The 23,552-nt window shown below is 55.9% G+C and carries 20 protein-coding genes and 1 riboswitch; of the genes, 6 read left to right on the top strand and 14 right to left on the bottom strand.

What is annotated here, in order from left to right; all coding sequences use genetic code 11:
• Window positions 1–64: 64 nt before the first annotated feature.
• The 6 genes from COHPA_RS26275 to COHPA_RS0116660 form a co-directional block, all read right to left on the bottom strand.
• Window positions 65–187: a hypothetical protein gene (locus COHPA_RS26275; protein WP_281173015.1), complete on the bottom strand. Its 123-nt coding sequence runs from the start codon at window positions 185–187 to the stop codon at window positions 65–67.
• 410 nt (window positions 188–597) lie between these two features.
• Window positions 598–1,479 carry a UTP--glucose-1-phosphate uridylyltransferase GalU gene (gene galU / locus COHPA_RS0116680; protein WP_027087304.1) on the bottom strand — a complete coding sequence of 294 codons (882 nt, stop codon included), beginning with the start codon at window positions 1,477–1,479 and terminating at the stop codon, window positions 598–600.
• A 66-nt stretch (window positions 1,480–1,545) separates the two neighbouring features.
• Window positions 1,546–4,062 (bottom strand): U32 family peptidase, encoded by a 2,517-nt coding sequence (locus COHPA_RS0116675; protein ID WP_211237882.1) that lies wholly within the window; start codon window positions 4,060–4,062, stop codon window positions 1,546–1,548.
• Window positions 4,063–4,218: 156 nt separating this feature from the next.
• Entirely contained in the window at window positions 4,219–6,108 is a 1,890-nt protein-coding gene (locus COHPA_RS0116670) for a copper amine oxidase N-terminal domain-containing protein (protein WP_027087302.1), read from the bottom strand.
• Between the two features lie 52 nt (window positions 6,109–6,160).
• Complete coding sequence (locus tag COHPA_RS0116665; RefSeq protein WP_027087301.1) at window positions 6,161–7,282, bottom strand: S1C family serine protease; 1,122 nt, start codon at window positions 7,280–7,282, stop codon at window positions 6,161–6,163.
• A gap of 159 nt (window positions 7,283–7,441) precedes the next feature.
• The gene (locus COHPA_RS0116660) at window positions 7,442–7,642 is read right to left on the bottom strand and encodes a hypothetical protein (RefSeq protein WP_027087300.1); all 201 of its coding nucleotides are present in this window, start codon (window positions 7,640–7,642) and stop codon (window positions 7,442–7,444) included.
• A gap of 186 nt (window positions 7,643–7,828) precedes the next feature.
• Between COHPA_RS0116660 and COHPA_RS25655 the strand changes: the two genes are divergently transcribed.
• Window positions 7,829–7,978, top strand: a complete 150-nt coding sequence (locus COHPA_RS25655) for a hypothetical protein (RefSeq protein ID WP_156926688.1) — start codon at window positions 7,829–7,831, stop codon at window positions 7,976–7,978.
• Window positions 7,979–8,037: 59 nt separating this feature from the next.
• Window positions 8,038–8,586 (top strand): hypothetical protein, encoded by a 549-nt coding sequence (locus COHPA_RS0116650; RefSeq protein WP_027087299.1) that lies wholly within the window; start codon window positions 8,038–8,040, stop codon window positions 8,584–8,586.
• A 39-nt stretch (window positions 8,587–8,625) separates the two neighbouring features.
• On the opposite strand, the gene COHPA_RS0116645 is transcribed toward COHPA_RS0116650, so the two are convergent.
• The 5 genes from COHPA_RS0116645 to uvrB all read right to left on the bottom strand — a co-directional run bounded on the left by COHPA_RS0116645 (window position 8,626) and on the right by uvrB (window position 17,474).
• A complete protein-coding gene (locus COHPA_RS0116645) occupies window positions 8,626–9,534 on the bottom strand; it encodes an aminoglycoside phosphotransferase family protein (RefSeq protein ID WP_027087298.1) in 909 nt (302 codons plus the stop codon).
• Window positions 9,535–9,609: 75 nt separating this feature from the next.
• Window positions 9,610–12,468 carry an excinuclease ABC subunit UvrA gene (gene uvrA / locus COHPA_RS0116640; RefSeq protein ID WP_027087297.1) on the bottom strand — a complete coding sequence of 953 codons (2,859 nt, stop codon included), beginning with the start codon at window positions 12,466–12,468 and terminating at the stop codon, window positions 9,610–9,612.
• Window positions 12,469–12,684: 216 nt separating this feature from the next.
• Window positions 12,685–14,067, bottom strand: a complete 1,383-nt coding sequence (gene gdhA, locus COHPA_RS0116635) for an NADP-specific glutamate dehydrogenase (protein ID WP_027087296.1) — start codon at window positions 14,065–14,067, stop codon at window positions 12,685–12,687.
• 80 nt (window positions 14,068–14,147) lie between these two features.
• Window positions 14,148–15,122, bottom strand: a complete 975-nt coding sequence (locus COHPA_RS0116630) for a diaminopimelate dehydrogenase (RefSeq protein WP_027087295.1) — start codon at window positions 15,120–15,122, stop codon at window positions 14,148–14,150.
• 351 nt (window positions 15,123–15,473) lie between these two features.
• The gene (uvrB, locus tag COHPA_RS0116625; RefSeq protein ID WP_027087294.1) at window positions 15,474–17,474 is read right to left on the bottom strand and encodes an excinuclease ABC subunit UvrB; all 2,001 of its coding nucleotides are present in this window, start codon (window positions 17,472–17,474) and stop codon (window positions 15,474–15,476) included.
• A gap of 197 nt (window positions 17,475–17,671) precedes the next feature.
• Between uvrB and COHPA_RS0116620 the strand changes: the two genes are divergently transcribed.
• The 4 genes from COHPA_RS0116620 (at window position 17,672) to COHPA_RS0116600 (ending at window position 21,222) form a co-directional block, all read left to right on the top strand.
• Window positions 17,672–18,772, top strand: coding sequence for an SPFH domain-containing protein (locus COHPA_RS0116620; RefSeq protein ID WP_027087293.1), 1,101 nt, complete (start codon window positions 17,672–17,674; stop codon window positions 18,770–18,772).
• Window positions 18,773–18,784: 12 nt separating this feature from the next.
• On the top strand, window positions 18,785–19,891 hold the full coding sequence (locus COHPA_RS0116615; RefSeq protein ID WP_027087292.1) for a TFIIB-type zinc ribbon-containing protein: 1,107 nt from the start codon (window positions 18,785–18,787) through the stop codon (window positions 19,889–19,891).
• Window positions 19,892–20,261: 370 nt separating this feature from the next.
• Window positions 20,262–20,540: an autorepressor SdpR family transcription factor gene (locus COHPA_RS0116605; RefSeq protein WP_027087290.1), complete on the top strand. Its 279-nt coding sequence runs from the start codon at window positions 20,262–20,264 to the stop codon at window positions 20,538–20,540.
• Entirely contained in the window at window positions 20,533–21,222 is a 690-nt protein-coding gene (locus tag COHPA_RS0116600) for an SdpI family protein (RefSeq protein WP_027087289.1), read from the top strand. Before COHPA_RS0116605 ends, COHPA_RS0116600 begins: the two co-directional genes overlap by 8 nt.
• Here COHPA_RS0116600 and COHPA_RS0116595 read toward each other — a convergent pair.
• The 3 genes from COHPA_RS0116595 to COHPA_RS0116585 form a co-directional block, all read right to left on the bottom strand.
• Complete coding sequence (locus tag COHPA_RS0116595) at window positions 21,219–21,536, bottom strand: DMT family transporter (RefSeq protein WP_027087288.1); 318 nt, start codon at window positions 21,534–21,536, stop codon at window positions 21,219–21,221. The genes COHPA_RS0116600 and COHPA_RS0116595 overlap by 4 nt on opposite strands.
• Window positions 21,537–21,872, bottom strand: a complete 336-nt coding sequence (locus COHPA_RS0116590) for a DMT family transporter (RefSeq protein ID WP_027087287.1) — start codon at window positions 21,870–21,872, stop codon at window positions 21,537–21,539.
• 103 nt (window positions 21,873–21,975) lie between these two features.
• Window positions 21,976–22,085, bottom strand: a riboswitch (guanidine-I (ykkC/yxkD leader).
• A gap of 40 nt (window positions 22,086–22,125) precedes the next feature.
• On the bottom strand, window positions 22,126–23,547 hold the full coding sequence (locus tag COHPA_RS0116585) for a PDZ domain-containing protein (protein ID WP_027087286.1): 1,422 nt from the start codon (window positions 23,545–23,547) through the stop codon (window positions 22,126–22,128).
• Window positions 23,548–23,552 lie beyond the last annotated feature (5 nt).

Raw genomic sequence — 23,552 nt, 5'->3', positions numbered from 1 at the left:
GTTACCCTCTAGTTTACAGGAAAACGGATGGCGTTCCAAGCGAACGCCATCCGTTTTTTCGCGACTATCCCGCAAGCAGACTTTGATTGAACTGGCGCGCTTGCCAGACCGTAAACCCGTCCACCTTGTTCGTACCTTGAACCTCGGTTAGCGCAATGCCGCGCCTCAGCTCGACATCTTGCCGCAAGCTCGCGATTTGCTCCTCGTTCAAGTCAATGAGCTTACGCTCGCCTTCTGGGGGTTCGGCAATATCGGAAGGCTGGTCAACGCGGCATGATCGGTATTTCCCCCGTAGGTCGACGCCGAAATCCGCTTCATCTCGCCCCCTTGCGTCAAGTACGTTATCGAGCCGACAGAACGGCGCGAACCGGGCGGAGCTCGAAGCGTCTTTGATAAACGCCTTCGGTCTCCGATCCTATGAGAACGACGTCGTAATGAGTCTGATCCGGCAATCCGGAAACCCGATTCGTCTCGAAATAATCGACGCATCTCCCTGAAGATCGTATTCTACCGCTATCATAAGCGGTGCGGGAGGAAAGCGTAATGAAAGGATATAGGCAAAAATGCCCGCATTTGGCATGCGGGCCGAGTCCGTTCCTATGAGTCCTTGAGCTTGCTAAGCAAATAGCTTCGTATTTCGTCCTTCAGATCCGGTCGTTCCAAAGCGAAGTCGATGATCGTCTTCAAGTAGCCGAGCTTCTCGCCGGTGTCGTAGCGCGTGCCTTGGAAGTTATAGGCATATACCCACTCGTCTTGCATGAGGCGGAATATCGCGTCCGTCAGTTGGATTTCTCCGCCGGTGCCTACGTCCTGGTTCTCCAGAATATCGAAGATGGCCGGCGTTAAGATATATCGGCCTATGATCGCGGTGTTAGACGGCGCCCGTTCCTTAGAAGGCTTCTCGACGACGCCCCGCACTTTAATAATCCGGTCTCCGTCCCCGCCCTTCGGATCCGGATCGACGATCCCGTATCGGGAAATTTCATCGTCCGGCACGGTCTGAACGGCTAGGACCGTGCTTTTCACTTTATCGTACACGTCCATCATCTGTTTCAAGCAAGGCATGCCTTCGTTCTGGACGATGTCGTCCCCCAGCAGTACCGCGAAAGGCTCGTTGCCGATAAACTTGCGCGCGCACCAGATCGCGTGACCGAGTCCGCGTGCCTCCTTCTGCCGAATGTAGTGAATGTCCGTCAGTTCCGACGCCTTCTGCACTTCGGAAAGCAAATCCAGCTTGCCTTTGAGACGCAGGTTCTGCTCCAGCTCGTAGTAGCTGTCGAAGTGGTCTTCGATCGCGCGTTTCCCTTTGCCCGTGACGATGAGGATGTCTTCGATTCCGGAAGCGACGGCTTCCTCGACGATGTACTGGATGCCCGGCTTATCGATAACGGGCAGCATCTCTTTAGGCATCGCTTTCGTTGCCGGCAGGAATCGGGTACCTAATCCGGCTGCCGGTATAATCGCTTTGCGAATCTTCATGACGACGGCTCATCTCCCCTACTAAGGCTCCATGATGCATCGCGGCATCTTGAGGCATTCCTTCTATTACTTTACCAGCTGACCCCGCGTTACGCCAAGCTGATTCGTCGCCTTCAGCTTGCGCCACACTTCGCTCCCGCCGATTCGGCCGTCGAGCGCCGCCCTATATAGGGAAAGCACTTCGCGCACCTTATCGGCGTTCTCCTCTAGAAACTCCACGCGATACGAACGAACGCCCAGTTCCATGAACGCGCTCAGGTATTCCGCCCCGGATTGCTCGACCGCATTATAGACCGTGTTCCGGCAGCCCTCGTCGACGCGGACGGGATGGGACATGCCGATGCGGTCCTGCAGCGAAGCCCGCTTCTCCTCGCAAGGCCGACCGCAGTTCGTATAGTTCGTCCCTTCGCTCATGAACGTGCAGTAGACGCAATGCTCCGTGTGGAACATCGGCATATGCTGGTGGATGACGATCTCCAGATGGGACGTATCGGCTTTCCGCAGCATATCGACCATCTGCTGGATGTTCAAGTCGTAAGACGGAGTTACCCATTCGCAACCCGCTTCGCGGAAAAGATCGACCGTCTTATGGTTCGCTACGTTGAGCGAGAAGTCCCCGATCAGCATCGGATGACGGGCATCCGGCTTCTCCATGCGTTCTTTCAAATAGAAATACAGCGCGCCGGTGTTGCGGACGAGCACGGCATCCGGCTGCAACTTCAGGATGTTGCGGTGGTAGCCGTTCTCGCCCGGCATATGAATGCGCGGCGTGACGAGCGCGATGCGCTTGCCCTTCTCGCGGCACAGCTTGATCGCGTCCGGGAATTGTTTAATGAACTCAAAGTCCGCGTAAATGAGCGAGACGTCCGTGTCCGCGACCGCCTCCACCTGCTCGAGCGTCCGGCACAGCGCCGTAAGCGCGGCCGTACCGACGGCTACGGGCTCCGCCTCTTCGTGCGCGTCCCCGTACTCGTCGGCTTGGTTCTTGACGTACTTCGGCGGTTGTTCCCTTAGCAACTCCAGTTGCTCGACAGCCTCGCGTCGAATGCGGTTCAGCTCGCTCTTCGGAACGATCACGTCGCCCTTCAAGCCGACTTCGAGTTGATCCAAGTGATAGATCGTCCCGCCGAGACGGCCAAGCTGCTCGCTCAGCACTTCATAGCCGAGCGGACGTTTCTCCGCCCGTTCGAGCGGCATGGCCGATTCGATCGCCACGGTCGTACCCAAGCGAACGTCAGTCCAAATCGTGCGAAGCGGCACGCCTTCCTGTCCGAATACCGACACCGCGACCGGTAACGTACGAAGCGGCTTCTCCGTTTCGAACGTGCTGCGGAGCCTGCGATCAAGCGCCGGATCGCTTGTTTTCCAGATCCGATCGCCTACGTGCACCCGAGTCAAGTCGATATCGTTGCGTCCGGGCACGATCTCGATCAACTCTCCTTCCGGCGCTTCGCTTTCCAACTTCAAGCCGTTGCGGCGCACGTCATAGACACGGCCGCCCTCTTCCTTCTTCGTCGGATCTCCGGCGTCGAACACGATTCCGTCACCGCGCTTCAGCGGCGCTTCCACCCGGCATACGACGCCGTCTCGCAGAATACGTTCGACTTTGCCGAGATAGACGCCCCTGCTCTTCGGGAACGTCCCTTCGACCAGTTGCTTGTTGTTCGTTCCTTCCAAGAACCCGTGCGTGAAACCGCGCGAGAAGCTCTGCTGCAACTCCCGCACCTCTTCCTTCGAAGGTCCGGATTCGTCGCCCTCGAAGTACTTGTCGATTTCCCGATTATATTTGCTAACGACGTTGGCGACGTACTCGGGGCTCTTCAGACGTCCTTCGATCTTGAACGAGGTGACGCCCGCTTCGATCAGCTCCGGTACGATATCGATAGCGGCCAGGTCCTTAGGCGACAGCAAATACGCGATATCGCCCATCGGCTGATGAACGCCGTCGACCATCAAGTCGTACGGCAGGCGGCAAGCTTGCGCGCATTCGCCCCGGTTCGCGGAGCGGCCGCCCCACATCTCGGACGTTAAGCATTGTCCGGAGTAAGATACGCACAGCGCGCCGTGAACGAACACTTCCATCGGCAGTTTCGCTTGTTCGCCGATCTGCTGGATTTGCTTTAGGTTATTCTCGCGCCCCAAGACGACGCGCTCGAGATTCCATGGTTTAATGAACTCGACCGCTTCGGGCGAGGTGATCGTCATCTGCGTCGAACCGTGGATCGGGAAGTCCGGCGATATTTCGCGGATCATCTTCACGAGCCCGAGATCCTGCACGATAACGGCGTCAACGCCGGCGTCGATGCAAGCTTCGATCAGCTTGCGCGCTTCCGGCAGCTCGTCCTCGAATACGAGGATGTTGAACGTAAGGAATCCCTGTACGCCGTACTTGTGCAGAAACCTCATAATTTCCGGCAGCTCGTTCGTCTGGAAATTGTGCGCCCGCGCCCGAGCGTTGAACTTCTCGACGCCGAAGAAAATCGCGTTCGCTCCGTTCGCTACCGCGGCACGCATGCACTCCCAATCTCCTGCCGGGGCCAACAATTCAATATCTTCACGCCGCAAAGCGGCTTTGTCTATCATAATTTCTTTACCCTCCAAGTCGCTCCGCTGCGACGGTGTGTTACCCCATAGTATAACAAAGTCCGCCCGCGCGAGCTATGGAAGCTCTTGAAGGCACGAAGACTGCCGCGCAAGCGGGGAAAGCTTCCCGCTACGGACAGTCATCGAATGATACCTTCAGTTAAGCTTAAACGAATTGAACGCATCGTCATATTGCTTTTTATTCAGCGCCGTTGCGGCTACATCGGCTAGAATACCTTCGACCATGTAAACATAACCGTTTTTGACGAATAAGTAGGTGGTTACGCTCATTGGGCCAGGAGCCGTCGGAGTCGTCGAAAACTCCATCTTCACGGCATCCGTTCCGGCAAAAGTTACGTTCGTCTGCGACTCTAATTCAAACATGCCGCTTTCGCTAAGATTTTCCGCGAACACTTCAGGCAAACCGGCAAGGCTGTCGCCTTCGAACGTCTCGACCATGAGTAGCACGCCGACTTCGTTCTCGAACTCGACGCTGTCGCTCTCCATATCGACGACGCCATTGATCCAATGCTTCGGAACCGTTACGCTATAGCCGTATTGTTTGCTCGTTTTCGTCACTCTGGCGTATAGATCGACCGTATCGTCTTCGTCCGGCACTTGTCCGAAATTTCTCTCGATTGCGGAGAAGTCGACTGTCATCCCCGTGAGCATTTCGGATAACACTTCGCTTATTTGGTCTTTTTTCGCTTGCTTGTACGTCAGTGCGATGTCGTATTTATAATTTCCTTTAATGGCGAACAATCTTGCGCTTTCATACCATGTCTTCTTATCTTGCGTAACCGCCAGCTTAACGAATACTGCCGGGATCCCGTTCCAGGTAACCGAAGACGTCTCGATTTCCTTCCAATAATCCTGCACGGCCGTAAGCTCGAGTTGTTCCATCTCGCGTTCGATCCATGCGTCTACCGTATCCCCCGCGAGGATCGAGTTTACTTCGATAGACAAATTCGACTCGTCCGGTCCGCTATACGACGGATACTCTTCGGAATAATCCTCTCCCCATGCGACCGGCAGGTTAAGCTTCAACCCGTAATCCGCGTTCGTAAACGCGATTTTGCCGTCTTTGACGATGGATAAGTCCTTCAGCGACTTATTCGTATTGTCGAAGGAAGTCTGAAAGCTATCCAGCAACGACTTGTAAGCGTCAAGCTCGGTTTTCGCCTTCGCCCGCTTGCCGAATGTAACGGCGTAGAAGTTTCCGTTGCTTTGAATGCCGCGATACTCGTAGAAAAATCCGTCGCCTTTCGTCACGATGCGCTGGAACTCCGCTTTGCCGACCGTCACCTTGCCGACGTCGACGACCGTTCCTCGCGCGTCCTGCATCAGTCTCGCTCTCTGCTCGCTTTCGTCCAGCTCTTCCACCGCCTCGTCTACGAATACGGCCATATAAAATTCACCCTTAACGTCGACGAAAGTGATTTTGGAACCTTTATCCCACTGATCGTCCTGGGCGAGGCTCGTCGGCATGTTCATGGACCACTTGTAGTAGCTGTCGCCGACCTTGTTCTTCCCCGCATCCGAATCGATGCTGTTGCCCGCGGCAGGTTTGGCGCTTGCACCCGTAAGCACGATTTCCTTCGTCTTCGCGTCCGTCGCGACCTTCAAGCCGAGCGCCTTGGCGATCGCTTCGGCAGGCGCCATCGTCACGCCAGACTTGTCGACCGGCGCCGCGGGAAGCGTCGTCTTCTTGCCGTCGACCGTCGCGGCCTTGCTGTTCTTCGTCATCGTAACCGTATGCTTCAAATAGGAAAGTCGGATCGTTTTGTTGACCAATTTCACTGAAGCTCCGAAGCCTTTCGTATTCGTAAATACGCTTAGCGGAACCATGGCGACTTTGCCGGAGTTGAATGGCGATTGAATCGCGATCTTCTCTCCGTTAATGCTCATGGATTTGCTGCCGACTTTCACGCGGACTTCCGCTTGCTTCGCCGTATTCGCCGCATTAGCGGGAATAGCGGCGACGATCAGTAGAACGATGGCGAGCAACGCCGCCAATGCGTTCTTCATTCGCAATGCACGATTCATACCATGAATGCTCCTCTCGAGTACCGGTACGCGCGATATTGCGCCTACCCTTTTATCCTTCGGATAACACTAGCTTGCGCGTCACCAAATCCCCGTCCGACAACACCGTTACTTGAACGGTATCCCCAGGCAAATACGCTTTGAGCAACTCCGTCAACTCGACTTGCGAGTACAATTCCCGATCGTTGACCGCCAGCATTTGATCTCCGGCTTTAATTCCCGATTTGCCCGCATTGCCCGAAGGGACCGACACGACCGTCATCGGCTCCTCGGTAGGCAACCCCACGACCGCAGACCAGCTCTCTTCGAGTTCCAGACCGAGCGACGCGCGCTTTACTTTGCCGTATTTATAAAAATGGTTCAGTACATATTGGACGGTATCCGCCGGAATCGCGAATCCGATGCTGTCGATATCGACGTCGACGAACTTCATGGAGTTAATTCCGATGACTTCGCCCTTCAGATTAATGAGTGGTCCGCCGCTGTTCCCCGGGTTGATGGCCGCATCCGTCTGAATCAAGTTGTAGTCGGAGGAGACGGAACGATTCATGCCGCTAATGACTCCGACCGTCGCGGTGTTCCGCAAAGTGAACGATACCGGAGTGCCGATCGCGATCGCGGTCTCGCCCACGTTCAGCTTCAGCGGCGACGGGGCGAATACGGCTGGCTTCAATCCCGTCTTGTTAATCTTGACGAGCGCCAAATCGCTCTTCTCGTCGATTTGCTTGCGCGTACCTTCGTACTCTTGGCCGTCGGCGGTCACGACGACGATTTGTTTCATGTCCTTAACGACATGAGCGTTCGTCACGATCCACCCGTCTTTCTTGACGATGACGCCCGTACCGTGCGCTAGGGAGAAACGATTGTCGGCGTACTCGTCGTCCGGCTTGCCGATGATGGCGACGACGGAAGGCGATACCTTCTTAATCACATCGGGAACGGCCGAGCTAGGCGAATAGGTGTACTTCTTGGTCTTCGAGTCGTAAGTTCCGGTACCGCCCACCCCGGAGACTAAAGAGGAGGCTTTAACGTACACTTCTCCGTTAATCAATTTCGCATCCAATGAAACTTTGCTTCCGTCCGTACCGGCCGCAACGGCGACGCCTGCCGTAGTCAACATGACGGCTATTGCCAAGCTTGCGAGTAAGAATCTTGTACGAATGCCGCTCAACATGCCACTCTCCCTATTCTATCAATCAAACAGGTATACTTTACCATATTTGAAGAATGTTCGGAACTCAATTAAGTCAGAAGTAAAAGATTAGCAGACATAAAAAAACAAACCGCAGCGCGTATGCGCTCGGCTTGTCTGTTGTCGCTTATGTTTATGATGTTACCAACCGCTGATCATTTTGTAGTCCGCAGCCAAGAAAACCAGCAGCGAAACTGTCGCGAATCCGATCGCAAGCAAGTTTTTGCGAGGCCGCTGCATCATCAATCGAATCAATCCTGCCGCAATAAGGACCGTGAAAATGATCATGAACACATCGAATGGCGTAAATGTGCTCGTTGATTCCGTTTCCGCAAGGAACATGTGGGGACCTCCTTTATCTAGCCTACTGAACCCATCTTTATCTATGTTATCTTTTGGGCGATCGGGTTGCAAGTCCGAAATTGCGCCCGTAACAACTTTGTCACACATCGGGAACGCTTGGGATATTATTCGCGGCTTTCGCGAATTTTACTCTATGTACCCATTCACCGCAAGGAGGGATCGGCGTTGAACGACAACGGCTATGACTATACGATCGCGGATTTAACCCAAGACGAGCTTAACGAGATTAAACGATTCGAGCGGCGGCTTTCGGAGAAATCCGGACATGCCATCGCGCTAATCGCTTACGACCGGGACAACAAGGACGCCGACTGATTGGATTCGGATTTGTTGACCATACTATTGGGGAATCCAACAATTGGGAGGAACCTCACGTGAACCAAAGACTGCTCATGTTTCTTATCGTCGCCTTGTTGACCGTATCGGCGCCTTTGACGGCTGCCGCCTTCGCGCCGGACGGCGAGAAGCACGATGCGAACAAACCTAGACCGTCGCTGGATTGGAAGGCATACCCTGCCGATATCCAAGCGTTGAAGGTTCAATTGGATAGCATTCGGGATCAGCAAAAAGGGTTGTTCGCGCAGATGAAGGACCAGCACGACCAAATCCGCGAAGCCCGCAAATCGCTGTCCGAAACGCAGCGCAAGTCGCTAAAGAAGGACGCGCGGGGCATCGTCGAGCAAATGAAAACGGTCCGAGATTCGATTCATGCGTTGCGCGATCAGAAGAGAGCGAACTGGGACAAGTTCCACACGCACTCTCGCGATAAGCAATGGAACGAAGCGAAGAACGATCTTCAAGCGATCGTTAACCAGAAACAACAGATTCTCGACAATCAAAGAAACATTCTGAAGCTGCAGCAACAGCTCATCTCGCTGTTGAAGCCGACTGCCGGCATGCATGACCACGCGAAGCAGGGATAGAGATCAAACCGCCAAGGATTCGATATCCTTGGCGGTTTTCTATTGAAGCTCCGATAACAACCGCTCGAATAGCTCGGCTCTGCCGATCGCCGCCATCGGGTCGCCGACGCCGTCCTCGACGCACCAGAAGGCGGACAGCACCCCGAAGCTCACCGCCCACTTCAGAATACGAATGCGGTCCAGCTCCAGCGCCGATGCCAGCACGTTTACGCGATTCCTTAGAATTCCGATCTGATCGTCCGCGGGAAGATTGTTCGTCAGCAATGCGCAAACCTCGTACTCCGCCTCGCCGATTACCCCTTTAGGGTCGATCGCGATCCACGGATCGCGCTCCCCTGCCAAGATGTTGCCATGGTGAAGGTCGCCGTGAAGCAATAGCGGCTGTCCCGACGTATGGAGCAACTGCTCGAACGTGTTCTCCGCCAGCTCGACCATGCGCTCCGGCAACGGTCCTGTCCCTCCATCGAAGACGCGCCTGAGTCGTTTCAACCCATCCGTCCAGCCGGCCACCGAAGCGAACGCATGGACTTCAGCCGGCGCCGGCCTCCATAGCCTCCTCATCACTTGAGCCGCCGCGAGCATCGCTTCCTTGTCGTCTTGGATCATGTGAAGCGTATAGCCCGGCTTGACGCTCTCCATTAACAAGATGCCCCGGTCCGGCTCGGAATCGATGACGCGTACCGCTCCCCTTCCGTCGTACCATCGCAAAGCTTGCTCTTCCGACCGGCTCTCCTTGTGAGGAACGCATAGCTTTAACGCGGCTTCGGTTCCGTCTTCCAGTTGAACGGAGGCTACATAATTAAAGGTCAAGTCGTAGGAATGTACGATGCGCAGCCCCCACTTCGCCTCGCAATAGCGAACCAGCTCGCCGAAGCCGTCCAACCAATTCTCGCCGCGCGCTCCGTGAACGCTCTTAATCGTCTGCCTGAAGGTTTCAGGTAAATGCACGCTCTATTCGCCTCCATGCGAAAAATCCTCTTCAGGATTTACTAAGTTACGCCCTGAAGAGGATCATGCTTATCGCTATACTTGCGCGAGCGCCTCTTCGGTGCGGGCGCGATCGCGCTCGAGTACCGGTCCGAGATAGCGGCCGGTGTACGACTTCTCGACCTTCACGACTTCCTCCGGCGTGCCGGTCGCAACGATCGTTCCGCCGCCGCTGCCGCCTTCCGGTCCGAGGTCGACCAAATAATCGGCGGTCTTGATTACGTCCAAATTGTGCTCGATGACAAGCACGCTCTCTCCCGAATCGACGAGACGGTGCAACACTTGCAGCAGCCGGTCGATGTCATCGACGTGCAAGCCGGTCGTCGGCTCGTCGAGGATATAGAGCGTCTTGCCCGTGCTGCGTCTGTACAGCTCTGCCGCCAGCTTCACGCGCTGGGCTTCGCCGCCCGACAGCGTCGTCGCCGGCTGCCCCAGATCCATATAGCCGAGACCGACGTCCATCAACGTCTGCATCTTCCGATGGATGCGCGGGATGTTCACGAAAAACTCCGTCGCGTCCTCGATCGTCATCTGGAGCACTTCGGCGATGTTCTTGCCTTTGTACTTCACTTCCAGCGTCTCGCGATTATACCGTTTGCCTTTGCAAACCTCGCACGGTACGTAGACGTCAGGCAGGAAGTGCATCTCGATCTTGATGATTCCGTCGCCTTTGCACGCTTCGCAGCGGCCGCCTTTGACGTTAAAGCTGAACCGGCCTTTCTTATAACCGCGCACCTTGGACTCGTTCGTCATCGCGAATACGTCGCGGATATCATCGAATACGCCGGTGTAGGTTGCCGGATTCGAACGCGGGGTGCGGCCGATCGGCGACTGGTCGATATCGATGACCTTCTCCAAGTGCTCGATGCCTAAAAATTCCTTATAGTAGCCCGGCCGCGTCTTCGCTTTATTCAAATCGCGAGCGAGCGTCTTGTATAAAACCTCGTTGACGAGCGTCGACTTGCCGGAGCCCGACACTCCGGTAATGGCGCTGAATACGCCTAGCGGAATCTTCACATTGAGATTCTTCAGGTTGTTCTCTTTGGCGCCTTTGATCTCGAGCCAATTGCCGCTTGGTTTGCGGCGCTTCAGCGGCACGGAGATGAATTTGCGGCCGCTCAAGTACGCGCCGGTGAGCGACTTTTCGTCCGCCATCACTTCCTGCGGCGTCCCTTGCGAGATGACTTTGCCTCCGTGAATGCCCGCGCCCGGACCGATATCGATAATGTAATCGGCGGCCAACATCGTATCCTCGTCATGCTCGACGACGATAAGCGTATTGCCGAGATCGCGCATATGCTCGAGCGTCTGGATCAGGCGGTCGTTATCCCGCTGATGCAAGCCGATGCTCGGCTCGTCCAGAATGTACAGAACGCCCATTAGGCTCGACCCGATCTGCGTCGCCAGTCGTATGCGCTGCGCCTCGCCGCCCGACAACGTGCCCGCCGCCCGGGATAGCGTCAAGTAGTCGAGACCGACGTTCACGAGGAAGCCCAGCCGGTTGTTGATTTCCTTCAGGATGAGGTTGGCGATCGCCCTCTCCTTCTCGTTAAGCGACAAGCCGGAGAAGAACCGTTGCGCGTCACCGATCGACAACGCCGTTACGTAACCCATGTTCTCCCCGCCGATCGTAACCGCCAGCGACTCCTTCTTGAGGCGCTGCCCTTTGCAGGACGTGCAAGGTTGAGCGCTCATATAGGCTTCGATGAATTCGCGAATGCCATCGGAGCCGGTCTCCTTGTAGCGGCGCTCCAGGTTATGGATAACGCCTTCGAACGGGACCAGCGCGTCGCGCGTATGCCCGAATTCGTTCTCGTAACGGAAACGGATCTTCTCGCCGCCGGTTCCGTACAAAATGATGTTGAGCTGCTTGTCGCTCAGCTCTTCGATTGGCTTGTCGGTAGCGATGCCGTAATGCGCGCATACCGCCGCCAGAAACTGCGGGTAATAGTTGGACGTGCTTCCCGCCCAAGCTTCGAAAGCCCCATCGTCGATGCTCTTGGAGCGGTCCGGCACGAGCAAATCCGGGTCGACGACCATCTTCGCGCCGAGACCGTCGCACGTCGGACAGGCGCCGAACGGCGAGTTGAAAGAGAACATGCGGGGCGCAAGCTCGTCGATCGAGAAGCCGCAAACCGGGCATGCCAAATTCGAGTTGAACAGCAGCTCTTCCTTGTCGATGATGTCTACGATAATCTGACCGCCGGACAGCTTGAGTCCCGTCTCCAGCGAATCCGCGAGCCGCGTCGCGACGTCTTCCTTGACGACGATCCGGTCGACGACGACCTCGATCGAATGCTTCTTGTTCTTCTCCAGCTCGATCTTCTCGGACAAGTCGCGGATTTCGCCGTTGACGCGAACCCGCACGAACCCTTGCTTCTGCACGTCCTGCAGCAGCTTGCTATGCTCGCCCTTGCGTCCGGAGACGATCGGAGCCAGAATCTGCAGCCGCGTCCGCTCCGGATATTCCATGATCCGGTCGACCATCTGCTCGACCGTCTGCGACGTAATCTCGATGCCGTGCTCCGGACAATGGGGCTTGCCTACGCGAGCGAACAAGAGACGCAAATAATCGTAAATTTCCGTCACCGTTCCGACGGTGGAACGCGGGTTGCGGCTCGTCGTCTTCTGGTCGATGGAAATCGCCGGCGACAAGCCTTCGATCGAGTCGACGTCCGGCTTATCCATCTGTCCGAGGAATTGCCGGGCGTAAGCGGACAGCGACTCCACGTATCTGCGCTGGCCTTCCGCGTAGATCGTATCGAAAGCGAGCGACGACTTTCCCGAACCGGAAAGACCCGTCAACACGACGAACTTGTCGCGCGGAATCGTCACGTCGATATTTTTCAAATTATGGGCGCGGGCGCCCTTGATTACGATGTTCTCGTTGGCCAACGAATAAAAGCCCCTTTCGCGACGGCGAGGGGCTTATAGCGCGCCAACCGCAGTCGTCCACCGAAATAAGAATGTACGTTCCCATCCATTATAGCGAACTGCCGCCGGTCATGCAAATCGAATTACAAGCTTCGCGTCGGGGCAAAGAACAAGGACAGCTCCGTTATCGGGCTGTCCTTGTCCGTTATCTAGATAGGTATGATTACGATTAGATGCTTAGATTACGCCTTGAGCCAACATAGCGTCAGCGACGCGGATGAAACCGGCGATGTTGGAGCCGACAACCAGGTTGCCCGGGTAGCCGTATTCGTTCGCCGCTCTCACGCTGTTGCGGTAAATGTTTTTCATGATTTCATGCAGCTTCGCGTCGACTTCTTCGAACGTCCAAGACAGGCGCATGCTGTTCTGTACCATCTCTAGCGCGGAAGTCGCTACGCCGCCGGCGTTAGCCGCTTTCGCGGGGCCGAACAGAACTTTGTTGTTCAAGAACACTTCGATCGCTTCGAGCGTCGACGGCATGTTCGCGCCTTCGCCGATCGCTTTGACGCCATTGGCAACGAGAATCTTAGCGGATTCTTCGTTGATCTCGTTCTGCGTCGCGCAAGGAAGAGCGATATCGCACGGGATCGTCCAGATGCCTTCGCAGCCTTCGAAGTACTCGGCATGCGGATGAGCCTTCAAGTATTCCTTAATGCGTTTTCTTTCGACTTCTTTCAATTGAACGACCGTCTTCAGGTCAATGCCGTTCTTGTCGTAGATATAGCCGTTGGAGTCGGAGCAAGCAACGACTTTAGCGCCGAGTTCTTGCGCTTTCTTGATCGCGTAGATCGATACGTTGCCGGAGCCGGACACGACGACCGTGCTGTCTTTGAAGCTCATGCCTTGGTCTTGCAGCATTTCGTTCACGAAGTATACGCAGCCGTAGCCGGTCGCTTCCGTGCGAGCCAGGCTTCCGCCGTAGCCGACGCCTTTGCCCGTCAGAACGCCTGCAGGGTATCCGCCGCGAATTCGTTTGTACTGGCCGAACATGAAGCCGATTTCGCGTCCGCCAACGCCGATGTCGCCGGCAGGAACGTCTTCGTCCGGACCGATGTACTTGTTCAGCTCGGTCATGAAGCTTTGGGTGAAGCGCATGACTTCGGCATCCGATTTTCCTTTAGGGTCGAAGTCGGATCCGCCTTTGCCGCCGCCGATCCATTGGCCGGTCAGCGAGTTTTTGAAAATTTGTTCGAAGCCGAGGAATTTGATGATGCTGGCGTTAACGGACGGGTGGAAACGAAGGCCGCCTTTGTAAGGTCCGATCGCGCTGTTGAACTGTACGCGGAAGCCGCGGTTCACTTGCACTTTGCCTTCGTCGTCCATCCATGGCACGCGGAACGTAATAATTCTTTCCGGCTCGGAGATCCGCTCAAGGATGGCGTTCTCTTTGTACTTCGGATGCTTAGCGAATACGGGAATCAACGAATCGAAAATTTCTTTGACCGCTTGATGGAACTCGCTCTCGCCAGGATTGCGTTTTTTAACCAATTCGTAAACTTCGTCGACATACGCCTTTGCGGCTACCAGATCTTCTTGCTTAATCTCTTGTGCGATCGTCATGTTTCTCGTCTTCCTTTTCATGGAATTTGGGCATTGCCTCAATGCTATAGAATCGTGTCGAGATCACGATCTAATCCTGATTAAAGAAGCTCTTTGCGCAGCTCTTCGGCCGATTTCGGGGACAGCAGACCGAAAGGTACGTCGAATACCGTCTTCGCGCCTTGCTGTCCGTATTTAGCCATGCGGTATACCGCGCGGGCATAAGCGACGAGCACGCTTGCCGTGAACTCCGGATTGCTGTCCAGCTTCAAGCTGAATTCAACGATCTGAGTGCTGTTCTTACCCGTGCGGCCGCTGCGGATGACGTTGCCTCCGTGAGGCATCGCGCCGTGCTCGGCGCGCAGCGTCTCTTCGCTGACGAAATGCACGACCGTATCGTAGTCCGCGAAATAGTTCGGCATCGTACGAATCTCTTCCGCGATCGCGTCGGCATTCGCGCCGTCTTCCAGTACGACGTAGCACTCGCGCAGGTGTTTCTCCCGCGTCGTCAGCTTCGGATTCTCGCCGTTGCGGACGCGTGCGACCGCTTCTTCGCGAGGAATCGTATACTGGATGCCGTTCTTCACGCCTTTGACCCGACGAATCGCGTCGGAGTGTCCCTGACTGACGCCTTTACCCCAGAACGTATACTCGTTGCCTTCCGGAAGCACGGCCTCCGCGAGCAAGCGGCTAAGCGAGAACAAGCCCGGGTCCCATCCGGTGGAGATGACGGTTACATTGCCGCCCGAACGCGCCGATTCGTCGACTTTCGCGAAATACTCCGGAATGCGCGCATGCGTGTCGAAGCTGTCGACGGTGTTGAACAGCTTGGACAGGGCAGGACCTTGATCCGGCAAGTCCGTCGCAGAACCGCCGCAAAGGATCAAGACGTCGATCTTCCCCTTGTACGATTCGATCTCGGATATCGAAATCAATCCGTTGCCGGCTGCTTCGGGACTTCTTCGCGTAAAGATTCCGACTAGAGTCATATCCGGGTTTTGACGGATCGCTGCTTCTACTCCCCGTCCGAGGTTGCCGTAGCCGACGATGCCGACTCTAATTTGTTGCGTTCCCATTTCCCACTTACCTTCCGTTTTGTTATTTTTCTATAAAATCGACGTTATCTCGTTTCCAAAGATTAACGGTCGTTAATGCCTGTCATGAAAATTAACACATTCAATATCATACATCATGAACGATCGAAGAAAAAGCGTCTTTTGTGAGGAAAATACAAACAATATGCAAAAAAATCCAAACTTTTTGCACAAAAGTATAAATATTATGCGCAAAAGTCCATTGTGTTGTAATAAATTTCTACAATTGCATCATAATACATTTCGATGTATAACAAAGCTGACAGAAAAAGCTGTCAAGACGATTGTCTTGACAGCTTTTATTACAAAGCGATGTATGGTTTTGGTGGTTTTCTACAATTCGGCCTTCAATTCAAGCAGCGCATCCCTTAATTCGGCCGCGCGTTCGAACTGCAAGCTCTTCGCCGCTTCTTTCATCTCGGCTTCAAGCCGCTCGATCATGGACTGGCGGTCCTTCTTCGATAGTTTGCCCAGATCGTCCTTACCCGCCAAATACGAGCTTTTCTGCTCGGCGACCTTCGTCGCCTCGATGACGTCGCGCACCTTCTTGCGAATCGTCTGCGGCGTAATGCCGTGCTTCTCGTTGTAGGCCGTTTGAATCGCGCGGCGGCGTTCCGTCTCCCCGATCGCCTTTTCCATTGATTCCGTAATCTTGTCCCCGTACATAATAACGCGCCCTTCGGAGTTGCGCGCCGCCCGACCGATTGTCTGAATGAGCGAACGTTCGGAGCGGAGGAAGCCCTCTTTGTCCGCATCGAGTATCGCGACCAACGTAACTTCCGGCAAGTCCAAGCCTTCCCTAAGAAGGTTGATGCCGATAAGCACGTCGAACGTGCCTAGCCGCAAATCGCGCAGGATCGCCATCCGCTCGAGCGTCTTAATATCCGAGTGCAAATATCTGACCTTGATGCCGACTTCCTTCAAATAATCCGTCAAATCCTCCGCCATCTTCTTCGTCAACGTCGTGACGAGCACGCGTTCGTCTTGCGCGATGCGGGCGCGGATCTCGCCGAGCAGATCGTCGATCTGCCCTTTCGTCGGACGCACCTCGATAATCGGGTCTACGAGGCCCGTCGGACGGATGATCTGCTGCACCATCGTCGGACAGTGCTCCAGCTCGTAAGGCCCCGGCGTCGCGGATACGAAGATGAGCTGCTTCGCCTTTTCCTCGAATTCCTCGAATCTAAGCGGCCGATTATCCTTCGCGGAAGGCAGGCGGAAACCGTGGTCGACCAGAACCGACTTGCGGGCTTGGTCCCCGTTGTACATCGCGCGCACTTGCGGCAGCGTCACGTGAGACTCGTCGATGACGATCAGGTAATCGTCGGGAAAAAAGTCCATAAGCGTATACGGCGTCGCCCCGCGCTCCCGGAACGTCATCGGCCCCGAATAGTTTTCGATGCCGGAGCAGAAGCCCATCTCCGCCATCATCTCGAGATCATAGCGGGTACGTTGTTCCAGTCGCTGGGCCTCCAGCAGCTTGCCTTGCTCGCGAAGCTCGGCCAGCCGTTCCTCCAGCTCCGCCTCGATGTTGACAAGGGCGCGTTTCATTTTCTCCTCGCCGGTTACGAAGTGGGACCCCGGGAAAATAACGACATGGTCGCGCGATCCGAGGATCTCCCCGGTCAGCACGTCGATTTCCGTGATCCGCTCGATTTCGTCCCCGAACATCTCGACGCGGATCGCCTGATCGCTCCGCGATACCGGGAAAATCTCGATGACGTCTCCCCGCACCCGGAACGTGCCGCGCGTGAAGTTGATATCGTTGCGCTGATACTGAATATCGACCAACTTGTGAAGAATGGCGTTGCGCGAACGCTCCATGCCTACGCGCAGGCTAAGCCGCAAATCGCGGTACTCCTCCGGCGAACCGAGGCCGTAAATGCACGAGACGCTGGCGACGATAATGACGTCTCTCCGTTCGAACAGCGATGAAGTCGACGAGTGGCGGAGTTTATCGATCTCGTCGTTGATGCTGGAGTCTTTCTCGATATACGTGTCGGTAGAAGGAATATACGCTTCCGGTTGGTAGTAGTCGTAGTAGCTGACGAAGTATTCGACCGCGTTCTCCGGGAAGAACTCCTTGAACTCGCTGCACAACTGCGCCGCCAGCGTCTTATTATGCGCGATGACGAGCGTCGGCTTGTTCACCTTGGCGATCGTCTGCGCGATCGTGAACGTCTTCCCCGTCCCCGTCGCGCCGAGCAGCGTCTGGTGCTTCTTCCCCGCCGCGATACCTTCGGCCAGCTCCCTGATCGCTTCCGGCTGGTCCCCTTGCGGAGAGTACTCCGATACCAGCTTGAACGGCTTATTTTCGATATCCGTATTCGCCACCCGCTTATTCCTCCTTCGGATCTTTCCATCTATCGTATCGTAAAAATTCGTTTTCTTTGCGAATGTGTGTTCCCGTTTCATTATAGCTTTTTCCAGTTTCCGCGTCAAAAAGCCGGATCGAAAATCCTTGTATTATGCGCAGAATCGCTTAGACTGTTAAATAGATGAAGCAGACCACCGTAAAGGAGAGTCGCGCAATGGGATTCATGGATTTCATTAAAGGCCAGTTTATCGAGGTCATCGAATGGCTGGACGACAAAGGCGTGCTCGTGCACCGCTTCGAGGCGTACGACAACGCGATCAAGATGGGCGCCAAGCTGGTCGTACGGGAGTCGCAAGCCGCGATTTTCGTCAACGAAGGACAGCTCGCCGACGTATTCGGTCCGGGCACGTACACGCTAAGCACGCAGAACATGCCGGTGCTGACCGCGCTAAGATCTTGGAAATACAGCTTCAATTCCCCGTTCAAGGCGGACGTTTTCTATGTGAACACGGCGAATTTCACCGACCTGAAATGGGGTACGACGAACCCGGTCATTATGCGGGACGCCGACTTCGGCATGGTCCGTATTCGCGGCTTCGGCAATTACGCGATCAAAGTCGGAGACCCTGCCGTATTCCTTCGCGAAATTTTCGGCACGAAGAAAGAATTCACGACCGACGGCATTACCGGCTTCCTGAAAACGATCATCGTCTCCGGCTTGAGCGACCTGCTCGGCGAATCGAAGATACCTGTCGCCGATCTGGCCAGCTCCTATGACGAGCTCAGCGAACAAGCGGCGGCGCGCCTGCAGCCTAAGTTCGAAGCGATGGGCCTGAAGCTCACGAGCCTGACGATCGAGAACATCTCGCTTCCGGAGGAAGTCGAGAAGATGATCGATCGCCGGTCGTCGATGAACGCGCTCGGCAATATGGATACTTATATGAAGTTCCAAACGGCGGAAGCGATCCGCGACGCGGCGAACAACGAGGGCAGCGGCGGCGCGGGACTCGGCGCGGGCATGGGAGCCGGGATGGCGATCGGTCAGATGATGGGCCAGATGTTCCAGCCGCAGCAACAGCAACCGGCTGCCGGCGCCGGCGCGCCGCAGCAGCAAGCGCAACAGCAACAGCAGACGCAACCTGCGGCGGCAGGCGTCGCTTGCTCGAACGCAGGGTGCAGCCACGTCCTCGGTCCGGCGGAGAAATTTTGCGCGGAATGCGGGACCCCGCGGTCTCAGAAACGATTCTGCGCCCAATGCGGGCACGAATTGTCGTCATCGGCCAAGTTCTGCTCCGATTGCGGCGCGAAAGCGTAAGGCGGTGGCGGCATGACGAACCAAGCGGCCGCGGCCGTCCGCTTTCCTTGCTCCGGATGCGGCGGACCGATGATATTCGACTCCGAGACTCAAGGCTTGAAATGCCAATACTGCGGCTCCGAGCAGACGATCGAGAACGCGCTCGAGCAGCCGCGGGAGCACCCGTTCGAGGACGCGGAAGATACATCCGGGCTTCGCGATTGGGGAACGAAGCAGACCGCGATCCATTGCGAGAGCTGCGGCGGGGAAACTTTAATCCCGTCAGGGCAGACGACCGGAACGTGCGTCTTCTGCGGATCGCCCAAGGTGCTGGCGCAGGAGGACACCGATACGATCCGGCCGGAGACGCTCGTTCCTTTCCACATCTCCGCCGAAGAAGCTCGGTCTTCGTTCGCGGCATGGAAGAAGAAGCGCTGGTTTCTGCCGAACGCCTTCAAGCGGATGAACGTCAGCTCTCAGCTCTCCAGCATTTATATTCCTTACTGGACTTACGATACCGACACCTACTCGGTCTACGCCGCCGAACGCGGCGACTATCATTACCGGATGGTACCGCGCACCAGAGTCGTTAACGGCAAGACGGAAACGCACATGGTTCGGGAGCGCTATACGGTATGGACTCCTGTTAGAGGCGATCACGAGCGCGCTTTCGACGACATTCTCATCCCCGCTTCCGGCCACTATAACCAGTCTCTGCTGGAGAAGCTCGGCGACTTCGATCTCAAGGAGCTGCTTCCGTATAAGCCGGAATACTTAAGCGGATATATATCGGAGAAGTACTCGATCGACCGCAAGCAAGGATGGGAACGCGCCCAAGATAAAGCCGAAGAGCGGCTGAAGGACGAAATCAAGCGGCGCATCGGCGGCGACGAATTGCGCGGTCTTAGCATCCGGACGACCTACAGCGACATCACGTATAAGCATATGCTGCTGCCCGTATGGAACGCGAGCTACCGATATCGCGGCAAACCTTATTACTACATGGTCAACGGCCAGACGGGCACCGTTTCCGGTTACGTGCCAAGAAGCCCGTGGAAAATAACGCTGTTCACGCTCCTATGCGCGGCAGTCGCCGGTGCAATTATTCTATTCTTCTTAAGCCAGCAATCGCCAACGTAATCCTTGTACGGCGCGGAGGGGGATCGACCCTTTCCGCGCCGTTGCTGTTATGAGGTGTGCGGTTATTGTCGCGGAGGGCGACAATCTCGGGCCGATCGCGCCTTTTTGGCGCAACATTGTCGCGGAGAGCGACAATCTCGGGCCGATCGCGCCTTTTTGGCGCAACATTGTCGCGGAGAGCGACAATCTCGGGCCGATCGCGCCTTTTTGGTGCAACATTGTCGCGGAGAGCGACAATCTCGCAATCTTACGCCTCACTCACATTGACAATCCATTCCCAACGCTATATGATTCAATTGTAGATATTTAGTTAATTATCTAACAATCGAAATCAGTGAGCCGACAAGACTCCAAGAAAGGAGACTGTCATTTGAATGATGCTTTTAAAGCGTTGTCCGACCCTACTAGGCGCACAATCCTACAATTGCTGAAGGAACGCGACCTGTCCGCCGGCGAAATCGCCGACCAATTCAACATATCCAAACCGAGCATCTCCCACCACTTAAGCATTCTGAAGCAGGCGAAGCTCGTTCAAGACGAGCGGCAAGGCCAGAACATCGTCTACTCGTTAAATCTGACCGTCATGCAGGAAGCGCTTGGCTGGTTTCTCGGCATGATCGGCGCCAAAGGAGATAAACCCGATGACTGAACAAGACAACAAACAAGCGACGGAACAAAAGTGGACCCGCCGAGACTGGATTCTGCTGGCGATCAACCTGTGCGTATTCGCCGCGTTCTTCCTCGCGTTCAACGACAAGTTGCCGGAACGGGTCATTTCGCATTATAACGTATCCGGCCAAGCCGACAACACGATGACTAAGGGGTCCTTCTGGCTCTTGTACGCCGGAATCGGAGCGGTATTGCCTTCGATCATGACGCTGATCCGGCAAGTAGATCCGCGCAAGAAAAACTACGCCAAGTTCAACGGCTATTTCTATCTTTTGCGTTATGCGATCAGCGCATTCCTGCACGGATTGTTCCTTCTCATCATTTTCGACAACCTTGATTACGACGTATCGATTGTGAATTGGATTATCGGCGGAATCGGACTGTTGTGGATCATCATCGGCAACGGCATGGGCCAGCTTCGCAGCAACTTTTTCGTAGGCATTCGTACGCCGTGGACGCTTACCGACGACGATAACTGGCGCAGGACGCACCGTGTCGGGGCAAGACTGTGGGTCGTCGCGGGGCTCCTCATGCTGATCGGAGCGTTCGTCCTCGACTCGACGGGCCTCGTCATCGACCTGATCGTAGCGGTAGCGATAAGCGTCGTTTGCCCGATCGCTTACTCTTTCCTGCTGTATCGCCGAAAACAGAATCTAAGTTAATCCCCGAGCAGTTTAAGTCCGACGACCGCGCTAACGACAACGGCCAAACATAATATTCTAAGCGGCTGGCGGGACTCTCCGTAGAACAGCATTCCTGCGAGCGTCCCTCCCGCCGTTCCGATCGCGGTCCAGATCGCGTAAGCCGTCCCCATGGAGATCGATTTCATCGCCACCGTAAGCAGCAAGAAGCTGCACGCGAATCCGCCGAACAGCAACAGCACGTTCAAGGCGCTGCGCCGCGTTTTCACCCGATTCATCCCCAGCACGCCGACGACTTCGAACAAACCCGCCGCGATTAACGCTACCCATGCCATTTATTCCGCCTCCTTGTCCGTTTTCGGGCTCGTTATTTTCAACCCCACGATTCCTATAATCAGAATAACCACTAGCGCCAGCTTGCCCGGATTCAACTCGATATCGTAAAAGACCGACTCCGCGAACACGGTCCCTGCCGCGCCGATCCCCGTAAATACGGCGTATACGGTACCGACCGGCAAAGCGCTCATGGCGTATCCGATCGCCGCGAAGCTTACGACGATCGCCGCAGCCGTTAATGCCCACTCCGCGAACGTCGAAGCATGTTTCAGACCGGACACCCAGCCGATTTCCGTTAACCCTCCCATGACGAGCACCATCCAGTAACGATTCATAACGCAGCAACCCCTTTACCTTTTCGGATTTCCGATGACATTAGAAAAACCCGTTCGTATCGTACGTCCATCAGCGGCGCAGCCGCTTCGGTCGTCTTCACGATACTCCCGGGTTTTTGTCCCTCCGTGTACATTTCCCTGCCGGAAAATGCGCTCTCTCTCGGACCGAACCGCCGTATTGTCGCTTGGCGTGGAACCCTAGAGAGCCTGTTGTGAATAAGTCTATATACCATAGCCCCCGTCGCCGTGGAAGTCAATGTTTTTTCTTGGAAGACGCGGCGCGCGGCGGCAATCCGGCCTTGGCCGCTTCTCTCTCCGCCGCTAACGCTTCCTCTGCGGCGAGCGCCGCCGCCAATTCGAGCTCCGCCCGTTCCGCGTCCTTGCGCGCTTGCTCGGCCGCTTGGATGCGACCGAAGCGTCCTCTGGCCCCTGCATGCCGAAGCTCTTGCCACAGCGATAAAGACCGCGGAGCCGCCACGAAGTCCACGTCGTCGTCAGGAGCAAGGATGAGCCCCAGTTGATAATGCTCCCCTTCGTATCTCGCGCGCTGAACGAAGCGCACATGCCCGTCACGGTTAATGACTTCCATCTTGCTGAACGCAGATTGCTTGCCTAACGCGACATGCAGTTCTTCCTTCGTCCGGACGGACACTCCGTTCGCCTTCTTGATCACTTCCCCCGAGACGAAGCCCATCTCTTGCGCCGGCGTCCCCGGCAACACCGCCAGCACCGTTACCCCCGAGCGATCGTGGACGAAGATCGGCGAGCGCCTGTCCTCAAGTCGCCTGCTCATCAGCAACAGCCCTTCATGCAACGCGAAAGCGGCGACCGCCGCAACGAGCGTAAGCGGCGACCAGAACTCCGCGCCTGCCGCCAAGCCCGCAATGACAAGGCCGTACACCATGAGCAGATTGCCGGACGTACGCGCCTTCGTCTCCGGCCATTGCGTCCAAGTTCGATCGCTGAAGCCGATCAATACCGGAAAAGCGAGCATGCTCCAGCCCGCGACATCGCCTGTCATGCCGAACAGCGGCGTCCAAGGCAATGCAAGTCCGCTCCCGCTTGCCGGGACAAGCCACAGCAGCGGAATCGGCCACGCGCCCGATAACGCGAAAGCGCCCATCGGCTTGCCGCGCTTACCCTCCAAGAACAAAGGCATCGCGTGCTTTCCGCTTTGCAGCCGTACGAGCAGTCCTTCCCCGATATGCAGAACGCCGGCTAAGAAAATCAAGCTGGGTACGCTGATCCCGGACACCGACTGGATCGCATCTTGCCATGCGCCATCCTTCAGCGAATCCGCGTCGATCGCTTGCAGGATCGCTTGAAGCACGCCAAGCGCGCCTGCCGCGTAAGCCAAGCAAATATATCGAAGGCGGAAAATCGCCAAGACGGCCATCGCGATCCAGACGCACGCCAAGGTGCTCGCCGTCAGCTTGGCTCCGGCAGCCACCCCCGCCAGGGAAAGCACAAGGCCCGCGACCGCCCCGGCCATGACCCGCAGCATTGTTAAATACAGCGCGCCGTGTATCCGAACGTGAAACAGCTTGCGCTGCAGCAATGAGCCTTGCCTAGCTTGCCAATAGACGAGAAGGATTGCGATATATATATACGGTTGCGCGAACAATCCGATGACGGCTTGTCCCGCTTCGCCCAATAGATCAAGATAAGGCTCCATTCGCC

The sequence above is a fragment of the Cohnella panacarvi Gsoil 349 genome, assembly GCF_000515335.1.
Lineage (GTDB): Bacteria > Bacillota > Bacilli > Paenibacillales > Paenibacillaceae > Cohnella > Cohnella panacarvi.
This window is presented reverse-complemented; position numbering and strand designations above follow the sequence as displayed.

What these genes read in the sequence shown, in the direction of transcription:
- galU (WP_027087304.1), bottom strand. Translation starts at nt 1,479, where the DNA reads ATGAAGATTCGCAAAGCGATTATACCGGCAGCCGGATTAGGTACCCGA.
- COHPA_RS0116675 (WP_211237882.1), bottom strand. Translation starts at nt 4,062, where the DNA reads ATGATAGACAAAGCCGCTTTGCGGCGTGAAGATATTGAATTGTTGGCC.
- COHPA_RS0116670 (WP_027087302.1), bottom strand. Translation starts at nt 6,108, where the DNA reads ATGAATCGTGCATTGCGAATGAAGAACGCATTGGCGGCGTTGCTCGCC.
- COHPA_RS0116665 (WP_027087301.1), bottom strand. Translation starts at nt 7,282, where the DNA reads ATGTTGAGCGGCATTCGTACAAGATTCTTACTCGCAAGCTTGGCAATA.
- COHPA_RS0116660 (WP_027087300.1), bottom strand. Translation starts at nt 7,642, where the DNA reads ATGTTCCTTGCGGAAACGGAATCAACGAGCACATTTACGCCATTCGAT.
- gdhA (WP_027087296.1), bottom strand. Translation starts at nt 14,067, where the DNA reads ATGACGATCGCACAAGAGATTAAGCAAGAAGATCTGGTAGCCGCAAAG.
- COHPA_RS0116630 (WP_027087295.1), bottom strand. Translation starts at nt 15,122, where the DNA reads ATGGGAACGCAACAAATTAGAGTCGGCATCGTCGGCTACGGCAACCTC.
- COHPA_RS0116620 (WP_027087293.1), top strand. Translation starts at nt 17,672, where the DNA reads ATGGGATTCATGGATTTCATTAAAGGCCAGTTTATCGAGGTCATCGAA.
- COHPA_RS0116615 (WP_027087292.1), top strand. Translation starts at nt 18,785, where the DNA reads ATGACGAACCAAGCGGCCGCGGCCGTCCGCTTTCCTTGCTCCGGATGC.
- COHPA_RS0116600 (WP_027087289.1), top strand. Translation starts at nt 20,533, where the DNA reads ATGACTGAACAAGACAACAAACAAGCGACGGAACAAAAGTGGACCCGC.
- COHPA_RS0116595 (WP_027087288.1), bottom strand. Translation starts at nt 21,536, where the DNA reads ATGGCATGGGTAGCGTTAATCGCGGCGGGTTTGTTCGAAGTCGTCGGC.
- COHPA_RS0116590 (WP_027087287.1), bottom strand. Translation starts at nt 21,872, where the DNA reads ATGAATCGTTACTGGATGGTGCTCGTCATGGGAGGGTTAACGGAAATC.
- COHPA_RS0116585 (WP_027087286.1), bottom strand. Translation starts at nt 23,547, where the DNA reads ATGGAGCCTTATCTTGATCTATTGGGCGAAGCGGGACAAGCCGTCATC.